A 14,003-nucleotide genomic window follows, 5' to 3' on the forward strand; every position below is an offset into this window, starting at 1 on the left:
TTCTTTTTTATTTGTCTCGGGTATCTGAGCCCCCTTTTCTATTTACAAACCGATGGTCGGTATGTATAATCATGATAAATTAAAGTCAAAGCAGAACGAAGGAGGAGAATCGCCATGAAGAACTCAGATCGCCGGAAGCAGACCATCCGGCAACTACTGGATGCAACCAAGGAATTGTTGCGGGATAAAAGCTGCCATGCGATCACCTTAAAGGACATCATGGAGCAATCGCAATTATCGAAGGGTGCAATATTCCATTATGTAAAAAGTAAGGATGAGATTTTTGCCTGGGTGCTGGAGGAGCGGCTTGAAGCTGTGAATGAACGTTTTGAGGAAGAAGTGGCAGGCGGCCTTAACAAAACATTCGACGGGCCGATGCTGGCCATCTCCAGGAGCCTTGCAGGATTGGAAGACAGCCATGAAGCGACCAATAAGGTTCTTCTATACTTGCTGGGCAAGGAGAATGAACCGGCGGTAGCGGAAGTCCTTGCGCATTTTCATGAGCGGTCGGTATCAGTCTCCAGGCAGTGGATTACAACGGGTCAAAGGCACGGGGTGATCAAAGAAAACGTGAACCCTGATGAGACGGCGGAATTGTTCGTACTGCTGTCACTGGGTCTGCGTGTGCGGGCATCCCTGCGCCCATCATCTAAGTCTGTTGCAGCGAAAGAGGTATCGGACTTTATGGCAGGAATTCTAAAAAAATAAAGTTAAGGGAGGATTATGAAATGGTTCCTTTTATAACGCTCATCTTATCCTTTTTGCTGTTTCGGGTGGTTGGTTTCCTGGGCGTGACTTATTGGAATGACTGGCATACCTCCATTCAATGGGCAGTATCCATAATGCTCCTAATGGGTGCTTCTGCTCATTGGGGGCGGCGGCGGTCTGATTTGGTAGGAATGGTGCCGCCTGCTTTTCCGCAGAAAGAATGGATTGTGACGGTTACCGGGATCTTGGAAATTGCCGGAGCTATCGGTATCCTTCTGCCCGCTTTCTCACCAGCTGCTTCAGTGTGCCTCGTTTTGCTTCTTATCGCAATGCTCCCCGCCAATATCTATGCCGCCCGCAACAAGTTGACAACCGGCGGCAAGCCTGTGCCGAAATTGCCGGTGCGCATAGGAATTCAGATCATATTTATCACTGCAGTACTGCTTGCCTCCCCAGTGTTCTATCTACCCGGTTAGCGGGGGGGAACACTCAGCCATCCGCTACAAGCAACAAATTAAGCTGCTGCACCTCTTGCCCGCCCACTCACACGCCTCTACCTGCCACGACCGGAGCGACATAGTGCCATTTGTTGTTGCATACAACACTATTATTTATAAACCATTCCCTAGTTTTGACGCCAGGCAACCATTCCTCCCCTAAAGATCGTTATAAGAACAGATCAAATTATCAGGCAATTTAGCATGCTGCCCACCCCTGTTACTTAGTTAAACTCTTAGCTTATAGGCACGATTACGCTGCTGCCCGCCGCTTGCGATATCCAATCTAACATCAAGATCTCTGGCATGAGGTCCTTAGCCCTGAATCTCAATTCCGCCCTTTATACCTCCAGGCATATAAGCCAAATCCAAATGTCGGTACCCGTTATTGAAGTCGCGCACTTCCCATTCCGGAAACAAATGATCCAGATTCCCGATTGCCGGAAACCATACTGTGCGGAGGAACTCAACGGTTCCATGGCCTAATCCTTTACCGAGTAACTCCTTTCGCCAGTGGTTACTTTCATTCTCAAGATTGTTTTTCGCGGTGCTCCTCCTTGAGCGCTATTTTCCCTCGCCAAAAAGCCGCCTTAATACTCACCTCTTCCTTAAATCAGTCTCGGATGGGGGAGAGCATTAAAAGCGGCGTGTGCTTCAAAACCTATGTCTTCTATTATAACGCGAAGTGAAAAGTGAATTCAATTTATTTCGTAGGAGTGTGTAGTAAGCTGAATTATCGAATTGCCTTTTTGATAATCAGCATATTTTGCCGAGCTAACGGACCATACGGTACTTATCCCATGGCATCTGGCAATATTTCACCCGAATATCTGCAAATAAGTACATCTGTGTCCGTAAGAAATACGAAACAGGGTTTCTCAAGGAAATAAGAACTCTCTGGTCCGCAACCGAGCCCCTCTATTTGCTCCCGGCTTCCCATCTCAGATTCCAGTTATAGTGCTGATCTAATTCCTCGTGTCCGGCGAAATATTCTACGAGCCGCTCCACGCTGAAGGTCTCGTCCTGCTGATTACGAATCATGGCGATGGCACACATTCCCTTATTATTGTTATGCTCATCCAGCCGGACCTCGATCTCAGGCCCGTTCTGCTGCCTGATAGTCACACGGGCGTCAGCCTGCGACCAGTTCGTGATTCCCTCATAGATAAAGGCAAAGACAACAATCCGGCTGATCTCGGAAAGATAATGGCCGTTAATCCGCAGATTCTCACCTGTGGCGATCGATCCGGTGCGGTCATCCCCGTCCAGGGAAATGTAGGGCGGCCTGTTCAAGCTGCCGAAGGACTCACCGAGTGCCTGGACAGAGCCCTTAAGCCCGTTTTTTAATTCAAACAGACAACCGAGATCAAGATCGATACCTTTGCTGCCGAACCAGCCGGATGATTGGGTCTGCACCCAGTTCAGGTTAATCAGAATCTCGCCTAGTGATCCTGCCCCTTTCTGCAGATTGATCCGCTCCCCGCGTTTCTTGAGCAGGAGGGTACCCGGATTTAATGGAGGGGCTGGCGGTGCTGCTGGCGATGCTGGAGGTGAAGCTGGTGAAGAAGGAGGCAAATTACCCGCCGGTTTAGGCCGTGACCTCAGCTCAGGGAGAATAAGGGGAGACTGCTGCGGCTGAACGACCCGGCTGGCGTTCTGAACAGACGGCAGAATGTCATTGACCCGAATCCCATAACTTTGGCATAGGGCAGCTAAACCGCCTGCATATCCGGAACCCACTGCGCTGAATTTCCATTCATTCTGGTATCTGTAGATTTCTCCGGCGACAATCGCGGTCTCTACAGTGAACGCTTTACCCAGCCTGTAGCGGAGAAGCTCAGTTCCATCAGCAGCATTGATGATCCGTAAATATGCATCGTCCAGCAGCGAGAAGCTGTGCTGCCGCTTCTCCGCCTCATAGATCGTTAGTGCAAATGCAATCCGCTCGTATTCTGCAGGAATCTGACTGAGACTGACAGCGATTTGTGTGTTATCGGTTAACCCTGCGTAGGCTTTTTTATCAGACTGCAATACACATACAGATTGGTCCGGAGTAGAAGGGTTGCCATAAAAAATTAGGTCCTCATCTTTTGAGACGCTCTGGGATGGCGTAAGCAAAAAGGCGGAAAAATCAACCTCAACCGCAGAGCCCGTATTGTGCCAGCCCATTCCGACGATGATACGGGTAAGGAGAGGCGTATCTTTTGTTAAGTTGCATTTTTGTCCCTTTATCAGCTGAGCGGTCATTGGAACCAGCCTTTCATAAGATTAGTAGAATTGAATGAATACGTGAAGGAGCTTAGAATCTGCCGCGTCTTCCGGCATCGAGGTTCGGACCATTCAGACTGGATAGCTTATCTAAAGAATGTTCGTAGATACGTACAATATCCTGCACCTTTTGGAATTCCGGATCAGAGGGGCCCAGATTGTCCATGAACATCCGCTGCAGGATTTCTCTATAAAAGGAGATGCGGTTCTCGACGAGACTACATTCGTAATCAATGACCTCTTCCACCGAGTGCTGCTGAACAAATTCCATAAGGTCATCAGCCGGGTTATCGTAGGACTCCCGCTCATTGCGCGCGGCAACCGGAGTGTTCACATTATCGAGGTTAACAGTGGAACGTATATCGGTGAAAAGAATTCCCTCTTTTGCCAGCATGACCTGGAAAGGCTTGTGCTTGAACAGCTCTTGGGCGACAAGAGAGCACATTGCCGGATTCCTCAGCAGAATGCCGTCAAAGGGGTGAAGCACCCAGCCTCTGTCATCCCGGTACAGGCTGAACGTGAAGTACTCGCCTCCATACTCATATTTCAGATTAATCGTAGTCTCTGAAGTAAGCTCATATTGAAATGCATCCATTCAAGTTCGTGCCTCCTGCTTCTTATTGGGATTTCTATTAGCATAGCAGAAGATGGGGAATCTTGGGAGAGCACGGTTGATTATTTATATCAGATTTAGTAGTTTAGTAGTGTGGTGATGAACGATGAAGAATAATGAAGGCATAGCCTTTAAAATAACTTTAAGCGACAGGAACGGTGCGGTTCGTGGACGGCCTTTCCGTAATATAGTCATTGCTGCCGAAGACTCATTGTATGCTCTGGCGGAAATTTCGATTGAAGGCTTTGATTTTGATCTGGATCACGCCTTTGGATTCTATGATAATATCAAAAACTGGACACGCTCTGAAAATGGCTACGAGCTGTTTGCCGATATCGGTGAGAAGACGAATTTCGGAGACGAAGAAGAATATAAGGACGAAGATGAATAACCTGCCGGCATGTAGTCCGCGAAATCCTCATTGTAGGTTTTGTACTGAACACGTCAACACGACTCTCTGAGCAATAGCCGCTTTTAAGGGCGGAGGCTTTTAGGTGCTACGGGCAGAAATAGACCGCATCCTTTGGACTAAGGCGGTCTATTTCTTTTTGAGGTAGTTGAGCAATGCAATAATGAACATGCCGAACATGATCATCAGAGTTAGGTATACGGAGAATACAAATGTTCCTGAAGCGCATGTGAGCGAAAGCTCCTTGCGTTTTTTTGTTTTAGACATTTTTTTCGGGGAGGAGAGTTTTTTTTCGCTTTTTCGAGAGATTTCCCCCATGTAGGACCTGGTGAGGCGTTTTTTGTCGAGAATTGTTAAGAGTTTGTTTAGAGCTGTCTGATAGAATGGACCGCAGATATGAAAATTTCTAGTTAGATTTAATTGTTTTTTGTCCGCGGATAAGCAAGATGAAGGGAGAATGCGGGAGCTAAGGGAGCGTATACAAACTGCAGCAAAGCTTGCTATACAGCGGACGGAAAATGATGAATGAATAAGGGGGAGCGATACATTGTTAATGAGCAGGGGATTGAAGAAGTATTTCTCGTTGTTACTCGTAATCAGTTTATTTGTGACAGGAGCATTGCCCGCATCTGCAGGTACGGAGAATACAGCTCCGGTAAGCTGGGAGAACCTAAGCCCGCTGCCAAGCGGCAACAAAGTAATGGGAGTAACTATAGGCGCAAATACAGTCGTTGTGGTAGGTGAAGGAGGAAGCGTGGGTACGTTCAGCAACTACACGACCTGGGCGATCCGTAATTCAGGGGTAGTTAATGACTTGAACGATATTATAAATATAGGCTCAGGGGCTAACGCCAAATTTGTTGCTGTAGGCGACAAGGGAACCGTCATAACGTCAACAGATGGTGCTTCCTGGACCACTCAGACTACAGGCATATCTGAAAATATATCTGAAAACTTGAATGCAGTTGTTTACAGCGGCAGCAGATTAGTCGCAGTCGGCGATTCAGGCAAAATAATTACGTCTAGCGATGGCGGCGTCACTTGGGCTGCTTCAACCTCAGGCGTTAGTGTGAATCTGAACGCTATTGCTTATGGTGACAGCAAGTTTGTAGCTGTTGGCGATGGCGGGAAAATTATTAACTCTTCGGATGGGCTGGCCTGGACGCCGCAGACTTCCGGTTCTACTAATGATTTGAACGGCATCAGCTATGGCGGCAATGTATTTGTTGCGGCCGGAGCTGCAGGTGAGATCCTAAGCGCCCCGAACGCTTTGGGCACATGGACAAAGGGAACGAATAGCATTAAGTCGGATTTCAATAGTGTATCTTACAGAAACAACAGATTTTTCATTGCCGGCGATGCAGGCAAACTGATATATTCAGCCACCGGAACGAGCGGTTGGAGCAGTTCAGTTTCAGTAGCCGGAGCTACGGATAATCTGATGAAAATCAAGGCTACCGATTTTGGTTATTTTATAGTTAGCTCAGAGGGTACTGTATTTTTCGCGACAGCAAGTACTGGCGGAACGAGCAGCTGGGAAAAATTCAGCTCCCCCACCTCCAGTGCACTGAAGACGGTAACCTACGCCAATAATACCTATATTACCGTTGGTACGGATGGATTGATCGGCACTTCCACCGACGGTAAGGTCTGGTCGAAGGTTGCTAGCGGCACTACTAATGCTATTAACGGCATTGCTTATGGCAACAGCAAGTTCGTAACGGTCGGCTCGAACGGCCAAATCCTGACCTCCAGCAACAAAGGTACTAGTTGGACAGCCGGAACCTCAGTGGACGCTATTACACTTAATAGTATTGTTTACGGCAGCGGCCTTTTTGTTGCAGTAGGCAATAGCGGGAAAATTGTAGTGTCTTCAGACGGAGTCAACTGGGCGAGGATCTCCGACAGTAAGACCGTGAATCACTTAAATGCTGTTACCTATGGCAACGGCAAATACGTGGCTGTAGGTGCTGGCGGTACCATCGTAACTTCTTCCAATGGAGCGGAGTGGAAATCGGAAGATTCCAAAACGAACGGTAAATTGTTGAACGGCATCAGCTACGGCAGCGGTTTATTCGTGGCGGTCGGCGCGTCCGGAACGGTCGTAATCTCTGCGGATAGCTCAAGATGGTCGGCCAGAACCATTGACGGCCAAGTGAATCTGAATGGAGTTGCATCCGGAAGCGGCGTATTTATGGCAGCGGGAGACAGCGGGAATGTCTACTACACCGCTGATCCAAGCCAGACTTGGCACCCTGAGACTACAGGCACGACTAAAAAACTTAACGGCATCGGGTTTATTGCCGGGCAAGATCGTTTTATCGCAGTCGGTGACCCCGGCGTGATGATTGTGTCCTATCCGGTTCTCAACATTCCGCGGGTTATAAGTCAGTCTCCAGAGAATGCTGAGAAAGATATACCAACCGATGCTGAGCTGGTTCTGACTTTCAATCAGAAGGTGACAGCAGCCAGTGGAAATATTAACATTTACAAAGCTTCGGATCTGTCAGCTCCGGTTGAAACCATCCCGGTGGACGACAGCATCAGGGTAACCGTACAGAATAATACTGTAACGGTTAATCCGGAAAAGGATTTGGATAAAGGGACTAAATATGCAGTCACAATTGACAGCGATACGTTCTACAACGAGAGTGAAATTGGGAATGTAGCGATTGAAGGTGATGCCTGGAGCTTTACGACAGTAGCCGTGCTGGATGAAACAGCTCCAATTGTAACTGCTTATTCTCCTGATAAGGGAGAAACGGGAGTAGCCATTGACGCGGATCTGACGCTTACATTCAGCGAGGATGTAACGAAGGAGAGCGGCAACATTGAGATTTACGAAAGTACGGATAGCGATGTACCGGTGCAGATTATTCCGATCTCTTCTAATAACGTAGCGATCGATGGCAGCGTGATTACTATTGATCCGTTTTTCCCGTTGAAATACAATACAAGCTACTTTGTGAATATTGGAGCTGGTTCATTCATTGATCCGGCAGGCAACTATTATGCCGGAATTACGGACAGCGGGACCTGGCAGTTTACAACAGAAGAGGCGCCGGATACTACACCACCGGTGGTGAGCTCTTATTCGCCTGAGGATAGAGCAACGGAGGTTGCCACTGGCGCGAACCTGACCCTTACCTTCAGTGAGAATGTAACGAAAGGTGAAGGAAGCATTGAGATTTATAACAGTGCGAATAGCATTACCCCGGCTGTGACCATTCCTGTCACTTCCGAAATTGTAACGGTCCAAGGCAACGTGGTAACGATCAATCCGGAGGATAAGCTGGACTACAGCACAAGCTACTTTGTGAAGATCGGGTCCGGGGCATTCAAAGATACGGCCGGCAACAATTATGCCGGCATCGCGAACAGCACAACCTGGCGGTTTACAACAACCGGTGAACCGGATACGGCTGCACCAACCATAAGCGCGTATTTACCTGCTAACGGTGCAACAGGTGTAGGGGTTGAGACCAATCTTGTGCTTACTTTCAGCGAGAATGTATCGGCGGGTGAAGGCAGCATTGTGATCTACAACAGTGCGTCTGACAAGGCGGTAGCTACGATTTCCGCCAGTGACCTGACCATCCTGAATGATGTAGTGACGGTTAATCCGGCTGACAATCTGGAGTATGGTACCAGTTACTTTGTTCAGATCACGGACGATGCATTCACAGATACAGCGGGCAACTACTTTGCAGGCATCTCTGACAGCACAACCTGGCAGTTTACAACAGCTGCTGCACCAGATACGACATCGCCAACAGTAACCGTGTTTTCACCTGAGCCTGGGGCAACGGAAGTGGGGATTGATGCCAATCTTATCCTTACCTTCAGCGAGAATGTAACGGCGGGAGAAGGCAACATTGTGATCTACAATAGTGCCAATAATGCACCGGTAGCTACAATTCCCGCTGCTTCCGGAAATGTAACCACCCAGAATCATGTAGTGACGATTAATCCGGCTGACGATCTGAAGTATAGTACAAGTTACTATGTACGGATTGGAACCGGGACGTTCAAAGATACTTCAGGCAACAGCTATGCTGGCATCAACGACAGCGGAGTATGGAACTTTACAACAACCGGTGTACCAGATAGAACCTCACCAACGGTGAGCACGTATTCACCGGAGCCTTGGGCAACGGAAGTAGCACTTGGCGCTAATCTGGTTCTTACCTTCAGCGAGAATGTAAAGAAAGCGGAAGGCAGCATTGAGATTTTCAAAAGTACAGATGAGATTCATCCGATAGTGACGATTCCCGTCGCATCAGACATCGTAACGATTCAGAATAATGTTGTAACTATTAATCCGGCTGACAATCTGGAGCATGGTACAAGCTACTTTGTCCGGATTACAGAAGGCGCATTTAGAGATAATGCAGGCAACAGCTTTGCCGGTATTGCAGGCATCACAGCCTGGCGGTTTGTAACAGCCAGCGGGCCTGATACAGCAGCGCCGCTGGTGACAGCTTATAGTCCGGCAGACAATGCAACCCAAGTATCCACATCCGCTGCGCTCTCATTGACCTTTAACGAGAATGTATTAGCCGGGGATGCCAATATTGATATTGTGAATGCGGCGGATGATATGATCGTAACGACGATTAAAGCGGGTAATCAGGCGCTTGTCTCCGTTACGAATGCTACCGTCAGCATTAATACAGGCGGTATATTGAAGCAGGGCGGCAGCTATTATGTATTGATTCACCCGGGTGCATTTACTGATGAGTCAGGGAACAGCTTTGCGGGGATTGCGGATAAAACCGTCTGGAACTTCTCAACCGTTCCTGTACCCGTCACGCCAACAGATCCTCCGGCATCGGGTTCTGGAGGTTCCGGAGGAGCGGCACCTGTAGCAACACCAAGCACGCAGACCGAAACCATTAATCTAAACGTTGAAAACGGCTCAACCCAAGGCTCCAATGTATCCTCCGTTGTCGTTAGCCGTACGAAGGATGCAAATGGTGTGAAAAGTGATGTTATTACGTTCGCATTGGATCAAGCGCTCAGAGCGATTAATGAGCTTAAGGCGGCTGGCTCCAATATTGCCAGAATCATCGTTCCTGATGCCAATGATGAGGTTGCGGAAACTAGAATGACTATTCCAGCCGCTTCAAGCAAGGCGTTTGCCGATAATCAAATCAGTCTGGACATCTTCACGGTTAATGCGGAAGTGAAGGTGCCGGGAAGCTCTCTGGTTGGGTTTGGTACAGATATTTATTTCAACCTGGTACCCTTAAAAACGCAGCAGCAGAGTGCAGATGCTGAAGCGCGTGCAAAAGCACAGGTTCAAAGTCTGTCCGGCGGTGGGGCGGTGACGCTGGTAGGCCGTCCGGTAACGATTGATACCAATCTGCAGAGCCGTCCGGTGACGCTGGTGCTGCCGATTAACAACACTTCGTTAACTGCAGAACAGCTGAAGGCACTGGCGGTCTTCATTGAGCATAGCGACGGCACCAAAGAACTGGTTAAGGGCGAAATTGTACCCTTCGGCCAAACCGGCAAGTCCGGAATTCAATTTAATGTCAATAAATTCAGTACATTTACAGTTGTTCTTGCGCAAGATCCTGCGGTACAAGTGAAGGCTTATATGACGGGTTACGCTGACGGCACCTTCCAGCCGGGCAAGAGCATTACCCGTGCAGAAGTTGCCAGCATCATTGCCCGTACCTTCAACCCGTCAGCCAGTACTTCCGGCGTTGCATACACAGATCTTGCTGCCGGCCACTGGGCAACAAATGCAATTAATCTGGTGAGCAGCAGCGGTATTATGAAAGGTTACGCTGACGGAAGCTTCAAACCAAACCAAACGATCACCAGAGCCGAAATGGCGACCATTCTGTCCCGTCTGGTTACTAACGGTCAGGGGAATGCAGTCAGCTTCAGCGATATTGCCGGCCACTGGGCACAGGCAGCCGTTGAAACGACGGCCAAAGCGGGCATGATCACCGGTTACGAAGATGGAACCTTCCGTCCGAACCAAACGTTAACCCGAGCGGAGGCCGTAACCATCGTCAACCGTGCCCTGGGCATCACGCCGCTGACAAGCGCGGCACCACAATGGTCCGACGTCCCTGCGCAGTATTGGGCATTTAGCAATATCCAAGCGGCATCGGTGGATCACACAGCAGAATAATCACTACAAAAACAGCCCTTCCTTCCGTCTTCTGACGGGGGGAGGGCTGTTTTTTGCAAATTCGTTTAGACTGCCGGCGACTATTTGCTCATATCGAAATCCGGCATGCCGATCGAAGAGAACCACTGACGGATCTGTTCCTGATCCTTGGAGAAGGTGAGGCCGAGCTGAAGCAGGATTCTCGCTTTCTGCGGGAGCAGGTCGCCTGCGCCTATGATTCCTTTGGCTCCAGTGTCATATACCGCCCCTGAGCCCGCGCGAGTCGCGCTGACGAACAAAACGCCCTTCTCGATTGCCGCTGTGCGGGCGGCTTGCTGCGCGGTGGAGATACCGCCGGCACCGTGACCCGCAGTTACAATCCCTTTAACCCCTTCATCGGCCAAGGCAGTGATGGGGGTTGCGGAGGCTTCCGTGTAGCTGTATACAACGTCAACCTTAGCCAGGTCCTCTGGCTGGATCGTGCTGAGATCAAATGGAGTTTTCCACTTATCCGTTCCGGCATCCTTGACGCGGGCTGGAGCACGAACGGCACGAATCCGGTTCTCGTCTACCGTTCCCAGAGCGCCGTACCGGCCCCCGTCAAAGGTATCCAGACGCAGGGCATCTGTCTTGGTGACTTCTCTTGCGGCGAAAAATTCATCGTTCATCATCAAAACAGTGCCATAATAGGCTGTTTTTTGACTTGCTGCCAGCCGGATAGCATTCAGCAGATTGGCTTCCCCGTCGAAGGAGATAGTATTGGATTGTCTCATGGATCCTGTGAAGATAACGGGCTTTGGACTGCGGACGGTGAGATCGGTCCAGTAGGCCAGCTCTTCCATGATGTTGGTGCCGGTAGTAACAACTACTGCATTAACAGCCGGATTGGCCAGTTCCTTATCGATAGCGATCGTGAGGTTATATAAGTCCTTGGAGGTGGTTTGCGCCGAACTGATGTTGCTAAGCTCAGTGCTGGTGACATTAGCTACTTTGGATAGCTCGGGCTGTAATCTTTGGATAATATCATTAATCGGTACCTTGGGTGTGCCGTAAGTCTGAAACAGTTCTCTGGAAGGCGAAGTGGAGGTGATCGTTCCGCCGACGCCTACCACTACGACATTAGGAATAATTTTCCCGGGTACGCTGACTTCGGCGGCCTTCGTGATGGAAGGGAATGACAACATGGTGAAGAGAACAAGTAGGGCGGTGAAGAGACGTAGACTTCTTTTGTGAATAAAATTCATAAGTGACCTCCTTTTATTTTAAATTCAATGTAATTATATATGACATAAATCATAAATGTCAAAATGATATTTTTACTTTTATGTAAAATAAATCAATAATTATGCATTAATCATGTATAAATATTAAATAAATTAATTTCAATGTTACTATATATAACACGATAAGCATATTTGGCTCCGATAACCTGTTGCCGGTGCCAGCGTGGATGTCATGAGCGGGCTTCGCAAAGTTCATTGCGGTCGGGACGGGGCCGAGAAGCTGGCGTCCGAGCTGGCTGCTGTGAAGTAAGAGGTTGTCCCGAATACAACAGAATGGGCCGATCACATCCCTGTGACGGCCCATTCTGCTTTTGTACATTAAGCTTTCGCATTCTCATAGATATTCATGACCACCTGCTGGATCGGCAGTTCCTTGACGGAGATGTCGGAGAACTGGTGCTTCCGGGAGATATTTTCGATGAAGTCACTGATAGAAATCCGTGCTGTATCCACCTCAAGCGTAATCTGAAAGTCAGACGGCCGTTCGATGACCTTGGTGTAGGTGTTGTCGAAGTCAGTGCCCTGTGCAGATTCTACAAAAGTAAAACTAACCTGTTTCTTCTCCCCCAGGAAAAGCTTCAGCCGTTGAAGCGAATCATCAAACACCTTCTCCCCATGGTTAATGACAATCACCCGGTGGGCAAGCTCTTCCACGTCCTCAAGATCATGGGTCGTCAGGATACAGGTCATATTCTGTTTCTGATTCATCTGGCGGATGAATTCGCGGATCTTGACCTTGGCGATTACATCCAGGCCAATAGTCGGCTCGTCCAGAAACAGGATGTCCGGTCCATGCAGCATCGCCATGACGAATTCGCATTTCATGCGTTCACCGAGGGATAGCACCCGGGTGGGCTTTTCGATCACAGAAGCTATATCCAGCAGCCCGGTCAGTTCTTCCAATCGGTTGTTGTAATCCTTAGTGGTAATCCCGTAGATGGCTTTGTTCATGTTGAAGCTGTCGATCGGCGGAATATCCCAGATCAGCTGGGATTTCTGGCCGAAGACGGCCCCGATTTGGCCGACATAACGCTTCCTGTCCCGGGCAGGCGAATAACCCAGTACCTGAATTTCTCCACTTGTGGGGTAGAGCGCGCCGCAGAGCATTTTGATAGCGGTGGATTTGCCCGCCCCGTTGGGCCCCAGAATGCCGCAGATTTCACCTTGCGCAATGGAGAAGCTGATATCGCTTACGGCCTGAACTAGGACTTCTTCACGCTGGAATAAGCTCCTGAAGGTCTGCCCCATGCCTGCGCCACGCCTATAGGTTGTATATGTCTTGGTCAAATGCTTCACATCAATAACCGGCTTCATCCGCCTACCCCCTCGTACAATCTGATCATATGCCGGTATACCCATACGGCTGCTGCCATAAATAAAAAGCAGGGCACAATCGCCGCGAAATCGCTCGCTTGCACCCGTCCCAGTAAAGCGGACGCCGGGAGGAAGCCTACCATTCCCACTGGAATGATCATCGTGGCTACGGCCTGAACAGCCTGAGGGAATATCGGCAGCGGATATTTGCCGACCTGCAGCACGCTGTCCGCAAGCTCGGAAATTCGCGAATTGCCTACCCATTTGAAGGACATCGCGGCCATCATCAGAGATAATCCGGCCAGGACAGCTGTCCCGGCGATGAACATGCCGGCGAACTGCAGCCAAGCGAGCGCAGAAATCGCGCCTACATGCAGGGCTGAGAAGATGAACAGCGCCACACCGCCCAGGAACAGGCCGATACTTTCGGTAGAAAATGTCGTGGCCACAATGAAAAACAGCGGGTTCAGCGGTTTAAGCAGAATCACCTCGAAGCTGCCCTCGCGAACATGCGACATGGTTGTCCAGAGAACCCCGCCGAAGACAAGGCTGGAGAGGCCGCTGGACATGGTGAACACAGACTGGATCAGCAGTACTTCATACAGGCTCCAGCCCGGAAAGCTGGTGCCTGCCCTGTAGATCAGCAGGGTCACCAGCGGAAAGAGAATGTTGCCGGCCAGCGTGATCAGGCTGCTGACGATGAAGTTCATCCGGTAGGCCGCAGCCGATTGAACAGCGGAGTACATACACTGCTTATACACTTCCAGATACCGTTTCATGTTGA

At 49.4% G+C, this 14,003-nt stretch carries 9 protein-coding genes and 1 pseudogene; 4 read left to right on the top strand and 6 right to left on the bottom strand.

The genetic code is table 11. The annotated features are described in order from the left end of the window. Positions 1-114: 114 nt before the first annotated feature. Positions 115-708, top strand: a complete 594-nt coding sequence (locus NSU01_RS11020) for a TetR/AcrR family transcriptional regulator (RefSeq protein WP_042135453.1) — start codon at positions 115-117, stop codon at positions 706-708. Positions 709-728: 20 nt separating this feature from the next. Next, positions 729-1,184, top strand: a complete 456-nt coding sequence (locus NSU01_RS11025) for a DoxX family protein (protein WP_076242758.1) — start codon at positions 729-731, stop codon at positions 1,182-1,184. Between the two features lie 339 nt (positions 1,185-1,523). On the opposite strand, the pseudogene NSU01_RS11030 reads toward NSU01_RS11025, so the two are convergent. From NSU01_RS11030 to NSU01_RS11040, 3 genes and pseudogenes are all read right to left on the bottom strand, one after another. After that, positions 1,524-1,742, bottom strand: a pseudogene (locus tag NSU01_RS11030) (transcriptional regulator); the annotation flags it as partial. 381 nt (positions 1,743-2,123) lie between these two features. Then, positions 2,124-3,452, bottom strand: a complete 1,329-nt coding sequence (locus tag NSU01_RS11035; protein WP_042135457.1) for a TerD family protein — start codon at positions 3,450-3,452, stop codon at positions 2,124-2,126. Positions 3,453-3,504: 52 nt separating this feature from the next. After that, positions 3,505-4,068: a hypothetical protein gene (locus NSU01_RS11040; protein WP_042135460.1), complete on the bottom strand. Its 564-nt coding sequence runs from the start codon at positions 4,066-4,068 to the stop codon at positions 3,505-3,507. Between the two features lie 124 nt (positions 4,069-4,192). Here NSU01_RS11040 and NSU01_RS11045 point away from each other — a divergent pair, with 124 nt between their 5' ends. After that, on the top strand, positions 4,193-4,477 hold the full coding sequence (locus NSU01_RS11045) for a hypothetical protein (protein ID WP_076242759.1): 285 nt from the start codon (positions 4,193-4,195) through the stop codon (positions 4,475-4,477). A gap of 571 nt (positions 4,478-5,048) precedes the next feature. Beyond that, positions 5,049-10,643, top strand: a complete 5,595-nt coding sequence (locus tag NSU01_RS11050) for an Ig-like domain-containing protein (RefSeq protein ID WP_076242760.1) — start codon at positions 5,049-5,051, stop codon at positions 10,641-10,643. 80 nt (positions 10,644-10,723) lie between these two features. Here NSU01_RS11050 and NSU01_RS11055 read toward each other — a convergent pair whose 3' ends face one another. The 3 genes from NSU01_RS11055 to NSU01_RS11065 all read right to left on the bottom strand — a co-directional run bounded on the left by NSU01_RS11055 (position 10,724) and on the right by NSU01_RS11065 (position 13,998). Further along, on the bottom strand, positions 10,724-11,866 hold the full coding sequence (locus tag NSU01_RS11055) for an asparaginase (protein ID WP_052421764.1): 1,143 nt from the start codon (positions 11,864-11,866) through the stop codon (positions 10,724-10,726). A 357-nt stretch (positions 11,867-12,223) separates the two neighbouring features. Further along, on the bottom strand, positions 12,224-13,219 hold the full coding sequence (locus NSU01_RS11060; protein WP_042135467.1) for an ATP-binding cassette domain-containing protein: 996 nt from the start codon (positions 13,217-13,219) through the stop codon (positions 12,224-12,226). Continuing rightward, positions 13,216-13,998: an ABC-2 family transporter protein gene (locus NSU01_RS11065; RefSeq protein WP_042135468.1), complete on the bottom strand. Its 783-nt coding sequence runs from the start codon at positions 13,996-13,998 to the stop codon at positions 13,216-13,218. Before NSU01_RS11065 ends, NSU01_RS11060 begins: the two co-directional genes overlap by 4 nt. Positions 13,999-14,003: the final 5 nt, after the last annotated feature.

It is taken from the genome of Paenibacillus sp. FSL H8-0259, assembly GCF_037963255.1.
GTDB lineage: Bacteria > Bacillota > Bacilli > Paenibacillales > Paenibacillaceae > Paenibacillus_AQ > Paenibacillus_AQ phytohabitans.